This window comes from Paenibacillus alginolyticus DSM 5050 = NBRC 15375 (assembly GCF_000422905.1).
GTDB classification, from domain to species: domain Bacteria; phylum Bacillota; class Bacilli; order Paenibacillales; family NBRC-103111; genus Paenibacillus_E; species Paenibacillus_E alginolyticus.
The window spans coordinates 234,663-251,773 of the sequence record NZ_AUGY01000001.1 but is presented as its reverse complement, the minus strand read 5'-3'; the positions used below and the strand labels follow the sequence as shown (position 1 = coordinate 251,773).

At 47.8% G+C, this 17,111-nt stretch carries 16 protein-coding genes; 2 read left to right on the top strand and 14 right to left on the bottom strand.

Features of this window, described 5'->3' with window-relative positions:
- Nucleotides 1-35: 35 nt before the first annotated feature.
- The 4 genes from G519_RS41290 to G519_RS0101330 form a co-directional block, all read right to left on the bottom strand.
- Complete coding sequence (locus G519_RS41290) at nucleotides 36-3,146, bottom strand: efflux RND transporter permease subunit (protein WP_036631752.1); 3,111 nt, start codon at nucleotides 3,144-3,146, stop codon at nucleotides 36-38.
- 260 nt (nucleotides 3,147-3,406) lie between these two features.
- On the bottom strand, nucleotides 3,407-3,694 hold the full coding sequence (locus G519_RS0101340) for a hypothetical protein (protein WP_029193143.1): 288 nt from the start codon (nucleotides 3,692-3,694) through the stop codon (nucleotides 3,407-3,409).
- A gap of 56 nt (nucleotides 3,695-3,750) precedes the next feature.
- Nucleotides 3,751-6,330, bottom strand: coding sequence for a heavy metal translocating P-type ATPase (locus tag G519_RS0101335; RefSeq protein WP_029193142.1), 2,580 nt, complete (start codon nucleotides 6,328-6,330; stop codon nucleotides 3,751-3,753).
- A gap of 14 nt (nucleotides 6,331-6,344) precedes the next feature.
- Nucleotides 6,345-6,686: an ArsR/SmtB family transcription factor gene (locus tag G519_RS0101330; RefSeq protein ID WP_029193141.1), complete on the bottom strand. Its 342-nt coding sequence runs from the start codon at nucleotides 6,684-6,686 to the stop codon at nucleotides 6,345-6,347.
- Between the two features lie 224 nt (nucleotides 6,687-6,910).
- Here G519_RS0101330 and G519_RS47140 point away from each other — a divergent pair, with 224 nt between their 5' ends.
- Complete coding sequence (locus G519_RS47140) at nucleotides 6,911-7,489, top strand: copper resistance CopC family protein (protein WP_051252987.1); 579 nt, start codon at nucleotides 6,911-6,913, stop codon at nucleotides 7,487-7,489.
- The gene (locus G519_RS0101320; protein WP_029193140.1) at nucleotides 7,486-8,574 is read left to right on the top strand and encodes a copper resistance D family protein; all 1,089 of its coding nucleotides are present in this window, start codon (nucleotides 7,486-7,488) and stop codon (nucleotides 8,572-8,574) included. Before G519_RS47140 ends, G519_RS0101320 begins: the two co-directional genes overlap by 4 nt.
- 299 nt (nucleotides 8,575-8,873) lie before the next feature.
- On the opposite strand, the gene G519_RS0101310 is transcribed toward G519_RS0101320, so the two are convergent.
- The 10 genes from G519_RS0101310 to copZ all read right to left on the bottom strand — a co-directional run bounded on the left by G519_RS0101310 (nucleotide 8,874) and on the right by copZ (nucleotide 17,105).
- Nucleotides 8,874-9,095, bottom strand: coding sequence for an SHOCT domain-containing protein (locus G519_RS0101310; RefSeq protein WP_051252986.1), 222 nt, complete (start codon nucleotides 9,093-9,095; stop codon nucleotides 8,874-8,876).
- Between the two features lie 95 nt (nucleotides 9,096-9,190).
- Entirely contained in the window at nucleotides 9,191-9,520 is a 330-nt protein-coding gene (locus G519_RS48620) for a four-helix bundle copper-binding protein (RefSeq protein ID WP_084159961.1), read from the bottom strand.
- A gap of 89 nt (nucleotides 9,521-9,609) precedes the next feature.
- A complete protein-coding gene (locus tag G519_RS41280; protein WP_051252985.1) occupies nucleotides 9,610-10,239 on the bottom strand; it encodes a DUF1541 domain-containing protein in 630 nt (209 codons plus the stop codon).
- Between the two features lie 14 nt (nucleotides 10,240-10,253).
- Nucleotides 10,254-11,150: a F510_1955 family glycosylhydrolase gene (locus tag G519_RS41275; RefSeq protein ID WP_051252984.1), complete on the bottom strand. Its 897-nt coding sequence runs from the start codon at nucleotides 11,148-11,150 to the stop codon at nucleotides 10,254-10,256.
- Nucleotides 11,151-11,296: 146 nt separating this feature from the next.
- A complete protein-coding gene (locus G519_RS0101290; RefSeq protein ID WP_029193137.1) occupies nucleotides 11,297-12,379 on the bottom strand; it encodes a sensor histidine kinase in 1,083 nt (360 codons plus the stop codon).
- Nucleotides 12,376-13,068, bottom strand: coding sequence for a response regulator transcription factor (locus G519_RS0101285; protein WP_029193136.1), 693 nt, complete (start codon nucleotides 13,066-13,068; stop codon nucleotides 12,376-12,378). The genes G519_RS0101290 and G519_RS0101285 overlap by 4 nt, the downstream gene beginning before the upstream one ends.
- Before the next feature lie 35 nt (nucleotides 13,069-13,103).
- A complete protein-coding gene (locus G519_RS0101280) occupies nucleotides 13,104-13,733 on the bottom strand; it encodes a TVP38/TMEM64 family protein (RefSeq protein WP_029193135.1) in 630 nt (209 codons plus the stop codon).
- A 16-nt stretch (nucleotides 13,734-13,749) separates the two neighbouring features.
- Nucleotides 13,750-14,373, bottom strand: coding sequence for a nitrite/sulfite reductase domain-containing protein (locus G519_RS0101275; protein WP_029193134.1), 624 nt, complete (start codon nucleotides 14,371-14,373; stop codon nucleotides 13,750-13,752).
- Nucleotides 14,374-14,391: 18 nt separating this feature from the next.
- The gene (locus G519_RS0101270; RefSeq protein WP_029193133.1) at nucleotides 14,392-16,824 is read right to left on the bottom strand and encodes a heavy metal translocating P-type ATPase; all 2,433 of its coding nucleotides are present in this window, start codon (nucleotides 16,822-16,824) and stop codon (nucleotides 14,392-14,394) included.
- A gap of 80 nt (nucleotides 16,825-16,904) precedes the next feature.
- Nucleotides 16,905-17,105 (bottom strand): copper chaperone CopZ, encoded by a 201-nt coding sequence (gene copZ, locus G519_RS0101265; protein WP_029193132.1) that lies wholly within the window; start codon nucleotides 17,103-17,105, stop codon nucleotides 16,905-16,907.
- Nucleotides 17,106-17,111: the final 6 nt, after the last annotated feature.

The window sequence follows — 17,111 nt, the reverse complement described above, 5'->3', positions numbered from 1 at the left end:
GTCCCCTTTTCTGTTACTGTTTACACCGTTGTGAGTTAAACCGACTTTCCGATCCGTGTTTGGATGCTCTTTTTATTCTTTCCCTGCATCCATTCATAGATAATCGGAATCACAACAAAACTATTCAAGGTAGAGGTTATCATCCCCCCAATAACCACGATACCAAGTACTTGAGAAATGACCGTATCGGCACTATGCGACAGAGCAAGAGGAATTAGGGTAAGGACAGTCGTGCCAGCGGTCATAAAGATCGGCCGCACCCTGGATAAGCTGCCCTCTAGCACGGCATCCCTCAATTCCATTCCTTCTCTTCGGTTTCGCTCAATTTTATCGATCAGCACAATGCCATTTGTGACAACAATGCCTGTAAGCATGAGCACCCCGATTAAGGCGGCTAGATTCCATTGCCCATGGATGACATATAGCGCAATAACAACACCCGACAATGCCAAAGGAATACTGATGAGTACAGCGAACGGTGCTTTCCAACCTTTAAATATGAAACTGGTGATCATCAAGACAAGCAGAATGGATACTGCGACCGCAATGACCATTTCCATAATCATTTGAGACACTTGCTCAGTTATGCCACCTAGTGAATACGTCACTCCATTGGGTAACGCGGTCGCTTTTAAGGTATCATCGACCGTCTTGGATACTTTACTCACAGCATTGGAGATGATTTGAGTCGTCACCACTGCGAATGGCTGTCCATCACGTTCCTGTATGGTGGAAACGGCGTCGCTCTTATCGATGGACGCCAGTTGATCCAACCGATAGGACTGGCCATCTTTGCCGGTCAATGTTTCTGCAGCAAGCGAGGTCATCACCTGATCCGGTGTGTACACCGGCAAGGTGTTGTTAACCCCAGCCCCGGTTTGAACAGAGTCGATGTAAACATCAACGGGTGTCGTGCCTTTGGAAGTGAAAATTCCAAAGTCCTTTCCTTTGGTCATATAACGGCCTAGGATTTTATTAATAACGGCAGGATCGATACCCGCTTGTTGAACTTTATCACGATCGATGGTAACTGCGTATTTAGGGATTCCATTTGTGAGATCCGTTTTGCCGGCAACGCTGAGCCCGTCAATATTGGCGAGCTTGCTGCGAACGAGCTGTGCAGCGTCTTCCAGCGTCTTTTCATCTGCACCGGACAGCATGATTTTTATTTGCGAATCGTCGCCGGCGATGTTTTGATTCGTAACCGTAATAGCAGCCTTTCCCGAATCACTAGACAAAGACGACTGCATAGCCGTGATGAACGAACTGACTTCGTTTTTGTTTTTTAATGAGACGGATAAATTGCCCACATTGGGTTGCTGAATATATCCGCCGCCCTGGTCGAACACATCATCCGCCTGCGGTGTGAACGACGAGCCGAAGGTAGACGAGAAAGCTGTCACTTTCGGATTGTTCTGGAGAACGCCCTCCACCTTCCGAACTTCTTGATCGACTTCCGTCAGGGGAGTACCCTTTGGCAGCTCCACTTTAATGGCGACCTGTCCGGTAGCCGAGCTTGGAAGTAAGTTGAAAGGAAGCTGCGTTGCAAACAGAGCCGCCGCAACGAACACGATGAGCGAAATGCTGATGACTGCTGTTTTGTGCCGCAGCGCCGACAACAGCAGAGGCTTCATCAGCGGCTCAAGCGTAACGGCTTTCGCGCTTGGCTCTCTCCATCTCATAAAAGCAAGTGCGGGAATGACAAGCATGGCCACAAAGAACGATACGACAAGAGCAATAACCACCGACCATGCAAACCCTGAATAGGAAGCGCCGATAATGCCTCCAACCAATGCAATCGGTACATACACCGCAATCGTTGTCGCAGTGGAAGCAAAGATCGCCGGAAGCATCTCGACAACAGCTCCGGCCAGAACTCCGAGTATCGGTTTTCCCTTGCTCTCCTGCACTCTGCGGTACATATTATCCAGTATGACAATGGCATCATCCACAATGCGTCCCATCGCTACAATGAGACCGGATATGGTTAGAATATTTAGCGTCACGCCCATGGATTTCAAAATGGCGGTTGTGGCCAAGAGAGAAATCGGCAGAGAGACGGCAATGAGCAGTGTAGAGCGTACATTCCGAAAAAAGAACAGGACGCAGAGCATCGAGAAAACACAGCCAAGAATGCCTTCCCGAAGAAGTCCCATCAAGGAGGCATTCAAATCATGCGCGCGATCCAAAACGAGGTTCATGGAAACATCCCCGTTTTTCACGGCCGTGAGGTTGCTGACTCGGTCTTTTACGTTTTGCGCAACTGTGGTGATGTTCGCGGAAGGCGTTTTGATCACGTTGATCAGCACGCTTGCCTTTCCGTCCGTACGAGAAACGGTCGTGACGTCGTTGAGCGATTTGGAAATGTTCGCCACCGCGGACAGCGGTACCGTATCCCCGTCTTTATTTTTTATGGGAAGACTGTTCAACTGCTGTTCGCCCAGGTCCCAGCCTTCGACACGCACCGGAAAAGAAGCTTTTACATTGGCAATATTGCCTTGAAGGTTCGGAATATCCGTTGAAATCGACTTATTAAAATCGTCGACGCTCATCTTATTTTTGGCTAAGTCCTTAGCACGAAGAGACACAACGTAACCGCTTTTTGCACCGCCGACATTCTGAACATCGGATATGCCGGGTACAGATTTCAACTGCTTCACAATTTCAGCCTGGACGGTGGATTGAAGCGTGATATCATCCACTTTTTGATTGTTGGAGGTCAAACTGTAGCTAAGTATAGGAAATGTGCTGTTCGTCAGTCGAGTAACGGCCGGTGGGTTAACGCCATCGGGCAGCTCTGCGTCATTTAAAGCCTGTTTGATCTGGTTTTCCGCTTTTTTCATATCATAGTTCATCGGATAATAAAGGTTCATAAGAAGCCCGCCATCGTAAGAGGTGGTCTCTATATTCGTTAGTCCATCTGTCTTTCGAATCACATCCTCTAGCGGTGATGTGATATCTCGTTTGATTTGATCCGCTTGTAAAGAAGAAGCGCGTAAAGATACCATTAACGTCGTGTTGTTGATGCCAGGAAGATAATCTCGCTGCATTTGAAATGCGGAAACGGCACCCCACGCTAAAATAAGAACCACGCACACAATAATAATTGTTGCTCGTTGCATCGAAGATTCAACGATTTTTTTCATAAGTGAAGCTCCTCTCCTGTGTCTATGAATGAAAGGACTTCGTTTTTGTGCAGATTGTTCATCACACCCTCAATTATTTTTACATCCTTCCTTTTACTTCCTTAAAAATACACAAAAAAGCCCTTCATTCATTGAACGAAGAGCTTTTTGCCGACCTGACTTTCGTACTCCTTCACACGCCGGTAAAACGTAAGCTCACTCTTAAACCCGGTTTTGCTTTATTGGTTTCGGGCTCAAACCCACCACAACCATACTTCCTACTAATTTAAGGTTTTGGAACCTCTCTTCGGGTGTCGCGCTGCGATTATAGCTAGGGTCCAGCTGCGGTTTTCCGACCTGGACTTCTGCAGGATTCTCATTTTGAACAACAACGGAACTCCGATGTATTTGTACGGGATCTTGAAAAAAAGTTCCACCTGATCAGGCGCAGATTCGATAACCGCATTGACATTCGGAAACCTTTTTTCAATGGGAGAATGGGCATCCACAGTAAACATAGGAATCATAGAAAGAATTAAAATCAATAAAAAAGCCAGTCTTTTAAACATAGAAGCCTCCAACACGAACGATTTCCAAGGAAAAAACGAAGGAGCCATCCTTCGTTTTAATCCCGAATTCTCAATAAACGCATACTATTCAAAATAACGATGAGCGCGGCCCCTGTGTCGCTAATGACCGCGATCCATAACGTAAGCAAATCGGGGAAAATCAAGATCAGAGCAGCAGCCTTCACGATAAGCGAAAACCAAATGTTTTGTTTAATAATACGTATCGCCTTACGGCTGAGTTTAACGGTATGGGGCAGTTTTTCTAAATTATCCGCCATTAACACAATATCGGCCGTTTCCATGGCCGTATCGGTCCCAGCTCCCCCCATCGCGATCCCTAGATCGGCGGTTGCAAGTGCCGGGGCATCATTGATACCATCCCCCACCATGGCCACAACATAGCCTTCCTCTTGCAGCTGTTTAATGGCTATCACTTTATCTTCGGGCAGCAGCTCGGCAAAATAACGGTTTACCCCTGTCTGTGAGGCGACCTTTTTAGCCGTTCCTTCGTTATCACCGGTCAACATGACAACTTGATTGACGCCAACGCCTTGCAGCGCTTTAAGCGATTTTACCGAAGTATCCCGAACGGTGTCTGCTACAGCAATCACACCAATGATTTTTTCTTTGGTGCCGACAATGACAATGGTATGTCCTTCTTGCTGGAGAGATAAAATTCGGGATTCCATCTCAACAAGATCGGTGTTTAGCTCCTGGAACAGTTTCAGGTTTCCTGCCAAATACTCATAGTCGCCAATCACAGCGCCAACACCTTTGCCGACGAAGTTTCGAAACTTGTCGCCTTGACGGGCAGCAATCCCTGCTTCATTGGCATAGTCAACAACCGCTTTTGCAATCGGATGCGTGGAGTATTCTTCGAGTGTTTTGGCAATGGCTAACAATTCCTCTTGGGTAGATCCATATGGAATCACCTGCGCTACCTTTGGCTTTCCCTCGGTTAACGTCCCGGTTTTATCAAACGCAATCGCTGAGATCCTTCCTGCGATTTCTAAGAAGGCCCCCCCTTTGATCAGAACGCCGTTCTTCGCAGCATTTCCGATTGCCGATACGATGGCCACAGGCGTTGAAATAACCAGTGCGCAAGGACAGGCCACAACGAGTAATTCCAATCCCTTATAAAACCATTCCCCCCACGTTCCAAAACCAACAAGGGGAGGAAGAACCATAACGACAAGGGCCAGTACAAATACGATCGGGGTATAAATACGAGCAAATTTATCGACAAAAGCTTCCGTAGGCGCTTTTTGTTCTTGGGCTTCCTCGACAAGGTGAATGATTTTGGCAATCGTCGTATCTTCAACCAGTTTGGTTACTTGAATCTCCAAAGATCCGTGCTCATTGATGGTTCCGGCATAAACCATATCTCCGCTCTGCTTATCAACCGGAATGGATTCCCCTGTAATCGGTGCTTGATTTACGCTCGATTCTCCACCGATGACTTGGCCGTCTAACGGGATTCTGTCGCCTGGTTTAACAACGATCACATCTCCAACCGAAACCTCTTCGACGGGTTTTCTAACAAGCGCCTCACCGTTTTTCACAAACGCTTCGGGAGGTGCAAGATCAATCAGGCTTCGAATCGAATTACGGGTCTTTTCAATAGATGTCGTTTGAAGCGCCATGCCTAATGCAAACAGCCAAACCACTGTCGCCCCTTCAAACCATTGACCAATCGCCGCGGCACCCAGCACAGCCGCCGTCATCAGCACATTCATATCGAGCGAACGGCTTTTTACGGCATAAAAGGCACTTTTGGCCGGTTTGTACCCACCGATCACAATGGACAGCGCATAAAGAATGGTAAGAAGTGTTGGCGGCGCACTCGTATAGGAGCCAACAAAACCGAACAGAAGTAATGCACCCGACAGAACAACGGCGTTCGTTCCAGACTTAACTTTTTTCACTTCGCCGGTTCGTCTGCTAGAAACTAACGATGCTTTGTAACCAGCCTTCGATACCTCTTTGATAATTTCTTCGACGGAATTATCGTGTTCAATGGTCATTTTTCCAGTGGAGAAATTCACGCTCACGTTCTTTACAGCTGCATGATTCTTGAAGTGGTTCTCAATCGTTAACGCGCAGGAACCGCAATCCATACCCTCAATATTGTAAGTCCGGCCTTTTCCCTTTTGCTCCACTTTTTCTAAGGTGTACCCCAGCTTTTTTACCGTTTCGGGTAGCGTATCTAAGGCCGAAGTTTCTGCAGCGATAACTTGCATTTTGCCTGTGCTGTAATTGACTTGCGCGTGAGAAACGCCTTCCGTTTTTCTGACGGCTTTTTCAATCGTTACGGCACAAGCAGAGCAGTCCATGCCGTAAACAATGAATTCACTTTTATGACCCGGCGCATCAGAGAGGTTTTCATGACTTTCCTCTCGACTCGGTTCATCCTGGCAGCAAGCATCTTCACATTTGGGGGCAGTGCTTACATGAATGAGATTCAGACTTTTCTTAAATGTCGGTTCTTTGGGCTGCTCATTGCAGCATTCGTCTTGGCATGTCGTGTCAGCCGTTGTAGTTAGTAAAGTAAGTTCCTTTTTAAATGTCGGTTTCGGATTGGAACTGCAACTTTGATCCGAACAGCAGGAACCGTTTTTCTCTTTATCTTCGTTCATTTCAGGTTCCTCCCTTATCCTTTGGCGCAGCAATCCAATTCGTCATTTTTTTCACAAGCTGCAACTTCTTCCTCCACTTGATGGAAAACAGCATCCACGACCGTAAGCAGCTGCGCGATCTGTTCATTTCTCAAACTGTAAAAGATATATTTCCCTTCTTGTCGGCCAACTATAATGCCGCAGCCCTTTAAACAAGCCAAGTGTTGGGATATGTTGGACTGGTTCCCCTTAAGGTCATCCACAATTTGAGATACCGTTTTTTCCTGGTTCTTGATACTTTCGAGTATTTGAAGCCTTGTTTTATCGCTGAATCCACGCATGAATTTCGCTTTAACATCACAATGATTAAATTCCATTGGACTGACCTCCATTATCATATCAGCATTTCCTAATATGATTATCATATTAGCACCCTCTAATATATGTGTCAAATTTATAACCCATATAAGATAGAAAATCGAATGACACAGTTAATTTGAAAAACGTTCAGAATTCCGCTCTATTTACCAAATTAGTCCTCATATTAGTCTGTTATAATATGATGCAGAGATAGAGATTCACAGAAGGGGATGACAATACAATGAAAAAAATAATCTTTATCATCATGCTGCTCATGCTTCTACCCACGACAGCTTTTGCCCATACGGGAATGGAAAGTTCCAGCCCGAAGGATAAAGAAACCATCACAGGGCCCTTAACTGAAATTGTTTTGACATTTAATACAAATCTTGAAAAATTGAGCACATTCACGCTTTTAGATAAGCAAGGGCAAAAAGTGAATGTTGATACGGTGGCCGTTGAAGGAAAGCTGTTAAAGGGCTCACTTAAAACGCCGCTTCCCAATGGAGATTACACAGTGAATTGGAAAATTGTCGGGGAAGATGGTCATGTCATTGAACGTAGCTTTACATTTACAGTCAATATGCCTGAACAGGCTACAGTCAATATGCCTGAACAGGCCAACAAAACGCCTGAGCCAACATCACAAGTGACGGAGCCAACCCCATCAGCTCCATCCGGAGCAGCAGATACAAAAGAGCCAGTGGAAACCGCTCCAGTCCAAACGCCTTCAAACGCTAAGAACACGTTTATTTGGATAGGTGTAGGGGCCTTGCTTCTGATTGGAATCGTGGGCTTTACCATGAGGAAAAGAAAATGATCTATATTTCAGAATTTCTTTTGTATTGTTGTTTTGGTATCTTAGTTGGAAATCAATTATTGACGTTGATACCCGAAAATAAACGTCCAACGATAAACGTTCCTAACTGGTTAGTCAACATCTCCATAGTCGGAATAGCTGTTTTATCTTTCTTCCCTCTTCTGACCATCGCGATAATGTTTTCAGAGGGTTTTGATGCTGGTTTCTGGGTCATTTTTAGAGGTGTTTTGTTTGACTTTAATGTAGGACACGCTTGGCTGATTACCTTGTTTTTAGCCGCTGTGTTGCTCATTGTCCGTTCCATCCGGAGAATGACAAATGAGCCGAAAATGGAATATGTTTCAGCAGCCTTCACATTTGCCTTAATCTTGGCTTTTGCGTGGGCCAGTCATTGTACGGCAAGTTATCAGTTAAAAGGCTTTATTCCCCACGCCATTCATTTTCTATCGGTAAGTGTTTGGACCGGCACGTTATTAGTCGTTGCTTGGTTCTCAAAGAATAGTAATCATTGGTTATCGTTTTTAAAATGGTTTAGTCCTGTTGCGTTGATTTGTATGGTCGCAACCATAAGCGCAGGATTCTTTTTAATGACGCTGTTAGTACCCGAATATGTCAATTCATGGATCGTTTCCTATGGTCAAGCGTTATTATTTAAGCATTTATTGATTATTCCTTTGCTGACCTTCGCCTTTATTAACGGTGTGATGGTAAAAAGGAAGCTGCGAGAAAATCCAAACTTTAATCCGATATCCTGGGTTAGAGCGGAAAGCATTATGGCCTTATTCGTCTTTTGGGCAATGGCAGTTATGGGACAGCAATCACCGACAGAAAATCTAGCGGCAGTCATTCAATTTGAAAAACCCTCCGCTTTGTTTCAATCTTTTTATGATGGAACCATCAACCCAAGTACAACCATCCAGTTTGTAGCTGGTGGAAACAGTATTTTATTAGGATTCGTTTCCGTTCTATTGCTGCTCTCCATGTTGTTTTTATTCCGCAAAAAAGCCCGTAGTACCTTGGCCATCGGGTTGGGCATTTTGTTTGTCTGTTCAGCTTACACCTCCATAATGTTGGGCGTTCAGTAAAAACGCCATGACTATACCACTTGATTGACCGGCAGCTCGTCCCGATCCAGCCCGGCCGGTGAGATCCGGACGAAAAAAAGGCGAACAATAGCAAAAGCTCCTGCAGCTGCAGGAGCTTTTTTCCTTCCGGGTATCCATTCAACTATTGTCCTGTTAGCGTGATGGTTCAAACGTTTTCTCTTCGTTTATCGTGTAGGTACCAGTAGTTTATCCAAGTCAGTTGAATTTCCGATCAATAACCGCGCCAAGGATAAATGTCTTATTAAGCAGATAAGCCGCCCAATGTCTGGGCGGCTCGATTATTTCCTTAAAAATGTTTTTTTATGTTCGAACTCTTCATCATTTATTTCCCCGTTTACATAACGCTCTTTTAAGATCATCAGAGGACGATCTTCAACTCTGCTTTTTCTCATTAGGGATCGGATAACCGCGTAAATCACCACGATCAAAAGCAGAAAACCGATCCCCATCATGACACACATCATAAACATCATGGAACCATCCATCATCGATCCGTCCATCACTATAATTGACCTCCCCTGCTACTTTATTCTCAACTCATTTAAAAACCCCCTAGTGCTCTAGGGGGTTGACGAAATAATTGACTGCGCAATCATTAAGCTGCCATCGCCCGGCAAGCTTTAGCACATGCAAAGCAAGCTTCAGCACACCGCTGGCAGTGCTCGTGTTCATGCTTTTTGCACTCATTCCCGCAAGCTTCACAAACCTCTGCACAGATCCGGCAGATCTCTTTCGCGTAGGAGCTGTTCATCGACATCGCTTGCGCGGCGAAGGCACAAATATCGGCGCATTCCCGGTCCAAACGAATGCATTCTTTCATCATCGCGACATGATCTTCCTTCAGACAAGCGTCATAACAGTGGTTGCACGCTTGCATACAACGGATACATTCCTCAATGCAAGATTGAAACTGTTCGTGTGACATCGGTATAGCCTCCTTTTTGTTTCTTCTATTGTTTACCCCTATACGGGAGTTAAACCGCAATTAGTTTTCATGCCCGGCTACTGCCCTTATCAATGACCGCTGTGGCCGCCACCGTTACCGGTACTTTGCTGCGATCCCGCCGGTGAAAGTTCACTTTCTGTGACCCATTTGTGATTTTTTACGGGCTCCCCACCGGTGGTCGGCGTGTAATCGACCATATAAACGGTCGTATGTTCTGCTGAATCGATGGTACCCGTCGCACCTTTCATCCCTGGCATGTGATCAGCCTCTAAAGTGACCTGTGCGCCCGGTTTCAACGCTTCCGCGCCGGGATTTTTCAATTCTTCGTGGATCACCCATTTATGATTTTTTACCGGCTCTCCACCTGTTGTCGGCGTATAGGACACCGCATAGGCTGTCGTATCATAAGCTCCTACAATCGTTGCTGTCGCACCTTTCATCCCTGGCATGTGGTCCGGTTGCAGAATCGCTTGACTTCCTACCTTAAATGTTGGATTCTGGGCTTCCTTTAATCCAGCAGGCACTTCCCCTGAACTGGAATGATTCATACCGAAATGATCGGTCTGCGCGTTAGCACTGTTGGTAGGAGCCGGGGACGTTGTATTCGACGGTGTGCTCGGATTCGCTGTATTATTGCCACATGCAGTTAATACGGCAATCATCACAGCGGCAATGATCATAACTAGTTTTCTTTTCATGTCAAAACCTCCTGTTATGGATTGATAGCTTGTCCTTGGTTGGCAATTCGCTGCCAAGTGGTCCCAAAATCAGCGGACACATAAACATCTTTCTTTTCGGTGGCCAAGGCGAGCTCTTTCGGATTCGCCGGACTCCCCGCTAGGTACGAGATCGCGTCACCATTTTGCACTGGCGTTTTAATGGTGGTCCGTTGTTTCGTTTCCAGTTTAACGCTGACCAGTTCAGATTTGCCGGTACCGATCAGCAGCTCCCCCTGATCCGTAAAAGCTAATGCGGAAACCGGCTGGTCGGTATAAAGAGCAGCAAACGTTTGGCCGTTATCCTTGGAAAGATACGCCCCCAAAGTAGTGCCGATCGCCACAACCGCATCCTGTGTCGGATGCACAGCAAGCGCCGTAATCTGTCCGGAAATACCGGACATGGAGCTGCTTATCCAGGTATTGCCCTCATCTCGGCTGTAAAACAAACCCGCCTGCTTCATTTTCGAATTCGGTTCGGGATTGATCACATACAGGGTATGTGTCCGATAACTCACGCTCATGCCATGAAGGTCAACTTCGCCCTCCAAAGCCAAAACAGTAATCGATTTTCCTTCATCGGTACTTTTAATCAGACCCATGGGATTTTTGTAGCTGGAACCGACTGCAGGATGGCCGCTGCTGTAGAACGCGTTATCGGCCATGGAGAAGCCCATATAATCATGCTTCTCACCTGGGGCGTCACTCCACTTGCCATCGGCATATACTTTTAGCCCGTTATGTACCGGGATAAATAGACGTTTACCGTCGCTGGAGTAACCAAGGCCATGAATGTGCGTAAATGCCGCACCCTCCGAATCGTGGGAAACATGCCCATCATCGGCCGTTTTCTTGGAACATGCGGTGAATGCTGCTGCAATAACAACTGCCATTGCAAGTAGAATGATTTTTTTCAGGAAAACGTCCCCCTATCCGATTTTCTCTATGTTCATCTTCGCGCCAAATGCAGACGATTGGCAGGCTAATATAAGTATAACCAGCACTTGTGAAGATCCTGTGTAGATCAGCAGGTGTTGGCTTAAAATGAACGATTTTCTTTCGGCAGGCGGATCGTAAACGTGGTGCCATGCGCGCTTTCTGCCCAGACTTGTCCGCCATGAGCGGTGACGAGCTTTTTGACGATGGTTAACCCCAAACCGCTGCCGCCGGTTTTCCGATTGCGTGATTTGTCCCCCCGGTAAAATCGCTCAAAGATATAGGGTAAATCCTTTTGTTCAATGCCGCTGCCCGAATCCTGGACGCGAATCAGTACGTCTTGTGCTTCTTCGACTGTCTCAATCCTCACATGTCCGTTTTCCGGCGTGAATTTTAGGGCATTGCTAAGAAGATTGACCAAAATTTGAATCATGCGATTGCGGTCGGCAAAGATCCGGATATTGGGATTACAGTGAAACGAAAGCTCCACCTTTTTTTCCAGATAAGTTGCCGCCACAAGATCGACCCCTTGGGCAATCATCGAATCCAGGGGCTCTTGTTTTCGCTCCAACTGAAACGCCGGTGAATCCATATGGGTCAAATCTTCCAGTTCGGCTACCATTTTGGTGAGCCGTTCAATTTCTTCGTAACACGCATGGATACGCTCCGGGGTCGGTTCCCAAACCCCATCTTCAAAGGCTCGCATATGGCTTTTCAGCGTGGCCAGCGGCGTTCGAAGTTCATGGGCAATGTCTTCGGTCATCGTGACCCGAAGCTGTTCTTGTTTATGCAGCTGCGCGGCCAGTTCGTTCAGCGACGTGCCGAGTTCCGCGAGCTCGTCATTGCCGTTGATCGCGACCCGCGTATCAAGATGCCCATCCGACATGCGTTCCGCCGCCTGTTTCATGTCCACAAGCGGCCGCGAGATCCGTTTCGCGATATAAAAGCCGATCACAACCGCGAGGATAATCGAACCGGTAAACGTCCAGATGATGGACTGCAAAAGCGCCTGCTCCAAGTGATAATCCAATTGGGACACATCATGGTTCATGCCCGCCGCTTGATCATGGAACATCGAAATATGGTAATGCGTGGCCACAATCACACTTAATGTCGAAATGATCAGGATACATGTCGCGGTACCGATAATGATCAAAGCAAGGCGTGTGTGTAGTCGCTTATTCATGTGGCGCCCCCGGCAAACCGGTAGCCGAGTCCGTAGACGGTAACAATATACTGGGGATTCTTCGGGTCCGGTTCGATTTTGTGACGGATGTTTTTCACATGCTGATCAATGGTGCGGATATCACCATCAAATCCATAGCCGAGTACCTTGTCCACCAATTCTTCACGCGTAAAATGCCGCTGCGGATATTTAGCTAAAGCGCACAGCAGCTTGTATTCATTCGGCGTTAAGCTGACCGGTTTTCCTTCGCGGAACACTGTATGTGCCAGCGAATCGATCTCCAAATGACCATCGTGAAACGATAAGCGATCGGCAAGCAGCTGACTGTCGTCGGTTCGGCGCAAGATGGCCCGGACCCGGGCCACGACCTCACGCGGATCAAACGGCTTGGTCAAATAATCGTCCGCGCCAATGGACAATCCTTTGATTCGATTGTTTTCCGATACCTTTGCGGTAAGCATAAGAATGGGTACCGAATTCATTTTGCGTATCGTTTGGCAAACCTGCTCCCCGTCCATATCCGGAAGCATCAGATCCAATATCACGAGATCGACGGATTTACGCTGCATCGCCTGCAAAGCCTCGCTCCCTGTCGCGGCTTCGACCGCGTGGAAGCCTTCTTTTTTCAGATAGGATACAACGACATCCCGAATTTTTTCTTCATCATCGACTACCAAAATCGTCTTCATCATTGACCCTCCCCTACATAAAAATGATGTACGGCTCACCCCGCATTGCTGATTTTCCGCTTTCGCAGCCACCGATAGACAAGAGACACCAGCAGCAGAAAGCCCATATAGATAAGCGATATCCAGAGCACATTGCTGAGATCGGAAAGCAGTTGATCCCCGATAAAGGCAAATACGAACATCACCGGTATTTTCCCAAGAAGCGTAGCGGCCACAAAGGGGCTAAATCGCATGCGGCTGATGGCCGTATAGACATTTACGAAAGCCGCAGGTACAAACGGAATCAGACGGGCGAGTAACACTGCGAAAAACGCATTTCGCTCCATGAGCGTTGTAAATTGGTCGATTCGTTTGAATTTGGCCAAAAACCGGATGCCCTGCTCCTGAAACACAACCCTGACGAGCAAAAATAGCAGGGCAGCGGCAACAGTAGAGCTGAGAACATTCAAAATCCCACCTATAAAGGGGCCATATTTGGCCCCTATGATTCCGGCAACCACGCCATAAGGAACAACAGGAATAAGGGCGAGTAAGACGGCTGCACCAAACAGCAGCATGAGATTAGTGGCCCTATCATCATCGAGCCACCGTAGGATCGGATCTTTATTTAGGAGGATGACGATGACCGCGATCACGTAGCCGAAAAATAAAAGCCATTTCTTCATCTTCGTTAGCGTGCTCCTAACTTTGCACTGTCATATTTTGAAGTTCCTCTATCGTCAAGCGCTCTACGAATTTTGAAAATTTCTCTTTCTTTTTCCCTAGCTGTTGATATATCGCAATTAAACGTGTAACGAGGGGAATAATGCGATCTTCCGCAATCCCCGAAGCGTATAACTGGCCGAGACGGGCTTTCATGCCCTTGGCTTCGCCGCCGACATAGATATCGTACACGTCATTCATCTTCACGACCGCAATGTCTTTGAGCAAAGGCTCGCTGGTGCCGAGTGCACATCCGGCATACCCGATTTTTAAAGCACTTGGGACTTTTTGGCCGACAATGGCCTGATCAAGCTGTACCGCCACGTTAAGACCGGCATCGTCGGCTCCCCTGCAAAAATTGCAGGTGATCAAATTTTTAGTATAGAAGCCAGCCGGTTGGATGTCTAAACCGGCTTCTTTCAATTGGACTTGTACAGTATCGATCCGGTCTTCCTCCATCTCCACATAGAGCTGTTTAAAGGTCGTCAGCTCAATTTTGGCATCATCTCCCACAATGGAACCCAGTACAGCGAGTTGCTCCGGCTTAAAAAGCGAGCCGCCTTCCTGGAACCCCGGTGACACCGCAAATTTCTTGTAAGCCAATTCTCCCCACACTCCTTTTTACAATTTAGCCCGCTGCAGCCGGAGGGCATTCAGTACAACCGAAACCGAGCTGAACGCCATCGCCGCCCCTGCCAGCCATGGAGCCAAAAATCCGGCCGCGGCAATCGGGATGCCGATCACATTGTAGGCAAGTGCCCAAAAGAGGTTTTGCTTGATGTTGGTCATCGTTTTGCGGCTCATCAAGATAGCATCCGGAATGCTGTTCAGGTCGCCGCGCATCAGTGTCACATCGGCAGCTTCCATGGCCACATCGGTGCCGGTGCCAATGGCCATGCCAATATCAGCCGTAGCCAGTGCCGGGGCATCATTGATGCCATCGCCAACCATGGCCACTTTCTGGCCCGATTCCTGCAATTTCTTGACTTCATCTGCTTTGCCCTCGGGTAGCACTTCGGCAAGCACCCGGTCGATCCCGACCTGACGGGCGATGGCCTGGGCGGTCCGTTCGTTGTCGCCGGTGATCATCACCACTTGAAGTCCCAGCTCTTTGAGTCGCGCAACGGCGGCTTTGGAGCTCTCCTTGATCGTATCGGCCACTGCCACAATGCCCGCATAATGACCATCAATTGCAACGAGCATCGCGGTTTTTCCCGATTCTTCAAGCTCATTCATCCGCTCGTAAGCCGTCTGCGCGTCAATCTGATTTTTGGCCATCCATTTTCGTGTTCCAATGAGTACCGCTTTTCCTTCGACAACCGAGCGAATGCCAAAACCCGGCACCGCTTCGAACGCCTCGGCTTCCGGAAAAGCAATATTTCGTTCCCGAACACCGGCAACAATGGCTTCCGCCAGCGGATGCTCGGAGTTTTTCTCGGCTGCTGCTACGAAAGAGAGGAACTGGCTTTCATCCTGCAATTCTGAAACGAGTACATCAGTAAGCTCGGGTTTCCCTTTCGTCACTGTACCCGTTTTATCCAATACAACAGTTGTTATTTTATGCGTCGATTCCAGGTGTTCGCCACCTTTGAATAAGATCCCAAGCTCCGCCGCGCGGCCGGACCCGGCCATAATGGACGTAGGCGTAGCCAGCCCAAGTGCACAAGGGCACGCAATGACCAGCACCGCAATGGCTTTTTCGAGCGCACCGGCAAAATCACCGGGAGCCACGACGAAATACCAAACCAGGAACGTCACCACCGCAATGCCGACAACAATTGGAACAAAGATGCCGGAGATCACGTCGGCTATGCGCTGGATCGGCGCTTTCGAGCCTTGGGCTTCTTCCACCACTTTGATGATCTGTGCCAGCGCCGTTTCTTTGCCGACTTTGGTCGCCTGAATGCGGAGCATACCGTTTTTATTGATGGTTGCCCCAATCACCGAGTCGCCCTGACGCTTGCTGACCGGAATGCTTTCACCGGTAAGCATGGATTCATCCACCGCAGATGAACCTTCCAGCACCATGCCGTCAACCGGCACTTTTTCACCGGGTTTTACGATCACTACGTCGCCTGCAGCCACGTCCTCAATCGCAATCGCCACTTCCTGACCGTCTCGCACAACCAGTGCTGTTTTCGCCTGCAGACCCATGAGCGTTTTAATGGCTTCCGATGACCGCCCCTTCGCTAACGCTTCAAACAATTTTCCAAGTACGATCAGTGTAATGAGCACTGCGCTGGTTTCGTAATACATGGCTGGCGCATGATGGGCATGCACGTTATTGGCCCACTGTACCGTTAAATACAAACTGTAGAAATAGGCAGCGGAGGTGCCAAGCGCCACAAGCACATCCATATTGGCGCTGCCGTTCCGAAGCGCTTTATACGCGCCAATATAAAAGGGGAGTCCGACGATAAATTGAACGGGCGTGGCTAAGATGAGCTGAAACCAAGGATTCATAAATAGATCCGGCACCCAGATCCAAGACGTAAACGAAAAATGTCCGACCATCGCCCACAAGAGCGGAATCGATAAGATGGCCGACAGCAGGAACCGTTTTTGCTGCGCCTTGATTTCTTTCCTCCGGTGGTCTACCGCTGCTTGCTGTTCCTCTTTCATGGCTGCTTTATAGCCGATCTGCTCCACTTTTTTCACGATATCCGAAGTGGACACTTCAGCCCGCGAATACTCCACGTGAGCGGTTTCCAGCGCCAGGTTAACGGTCGCTTTCGATACACCATGCATTTTGTTTAGCCCTTTCTCAATCCGGGCCGCACAGGCGGCGCAGGTCATGCCGCTAATATCAAAATCGGCCGCCTCTTTCACCGTATCATAGCCGATATCCTGAATTTTTTTCTCGATTACGGGAATATTCACTTTATCCGGATTGTATGTAACGGACGCCTGCTCAAGCGCGAAGTTCACGTTTGCTTCCGTCACGCCTTCCAGTTTGCTTAAGCCTTTCTCGATCCGGTTCGCGCACGCGGCGCAGGTCATACCCGATATTTGCATCGTGGTTTGCTTGTTTTGCTGTGCTTCCCTGGTTTGCATGATTCCCCACCTCTTTCATACCCCCATAGGGTATATTGATTTGTAAAAAGAAAGGCCACCTTTGGCGGCCTGTTTATTGATTAGGCAACGTCATACCCTTGTTCTTCGATAGCTTCTTTTACCGCATCCAAGGACAATTTATTTTCATCATATTCGACCGTCACTTCGTTGTTTTTCAGATCGACACGAGCCGAACCACCGATTTCTTTGACGGCTTTCTCAACGGAGTTCACACAGTGTTGGCAGGACATGCCGTTTACTTTCAGCGTTGCTTGTTGCATATATAA

What these genes read in the sequence shown, in the direction of transcription:
- G519_RS41290 (WP_036631752.1), bottom strand. Translation starts at nt 3,146, where the DNA reads ATGAAAAAAATCGTTGAATCTTCGATGCAACGAGCAACAATTATTATT.
- G519_RS0101340 (WP_029193143.1), bottom strand. Translation starts at nt 3,694, where the DNA reads ATGTTTAAAAGACTGGCTTTTTTATTGATTTTAATTCTTTCTATGATT.
- G519_RS0101335 (WP_029193142.1), bottom strand. Translation starts at nt 6,330, where the DNA reads ATGAACGAAGATAAAGAGAAAAACGGTTCCTGCTGTTCGGATCAAAGT.
- G519_RS0101330 (WP_029193141.1), bottom strand. Translation starts at nt 6,686, where the DNA reads ATGGAATTTAATCATTGTGATGTTAAAGCGAAATTCATGCGTGGATTC.
- G519_RS47140 (WP_051252987.1), top strand. Translation starts at nt 6,911, where the DNA reads ATGAAAAAAATAATCTTTATCATCATGCTGCTCATGCTTCTACCCACG.
- G519_RS0101320 (WP_029193140.1), top strand. Translation starts at nt 7,486, where the DNA reads ATGATCTATATTTCAGAATTTCTTTTGTATTGTTGTTTTGGTATCTTA.
- G519_RS0101310 (WP_051252986.1), bottom strand. Translation starts at nt 9,095, where the DNA reads ATGGACGGATCGATGATGGATGGTTCCATGATGTTTATGATGTGTGTC.
- G519_RS48620 (WP_084159961.1), bottom strand. Translation starts at nt 9,520, where the DNA reads ATGTCACACGAACAGTTTCAATCTTGCATTGAGGAATGTATCCGTTGT.
- G519_RS41280 (WP_051252985.1), bottom strand. Translation starts at nt 10,239, where the DNA reads ATGAAAAGAAAACTAGTTATGATCATTGCCGCTGTGATGATTGCCGTA.
- G519_RS41275 (WP_051252984.1), bottom strand. Translation starts at nt 11,150, where the DNA reads ATGGCAGTTGTTATTGCAGCAGCATTCACCGCATGTTCCAAGAAAACG.
- G519_RS0101290 (WP_029193137.1), bottom strand. Translation starts at nt 12,379, where the DNA reads ATGAATAAGCGACTACACACACGCCTTGCTTTGATCATTATCGGTACC.
- G519_RS0101285 (WP_029193136.1), bottom strand. Translation starts at nt 13,068, where the DNA reads ATGAAGACGATTTTGGTAGTCGATGATGAAGAAAAAATTCGGGATGTC.
- G519_RS0101280 (WP_029193135.1), bottom strand. Translation starts at nt 13,733, where the DNA reads ATGAAGAAATGGCTTTTATTTTTCGGCTACGTGATCGCGGTCATCGTC.
- G519_RS0101270 (WP_029193133.1), bottom strand. Translation starts at nt 16,824, where the DNA reads ATGCAAACCAGGGAAGCACAGCAAAACAAGCAAACCACGATGCAAATA.
- copZ (WP_029193132.1), bottom strand. Translation starts at nt 17,105, where the DNA reads ATGCAACAAGCAACGCTGAAAGTAAACGGCATGTCCTGCCAACACTGT.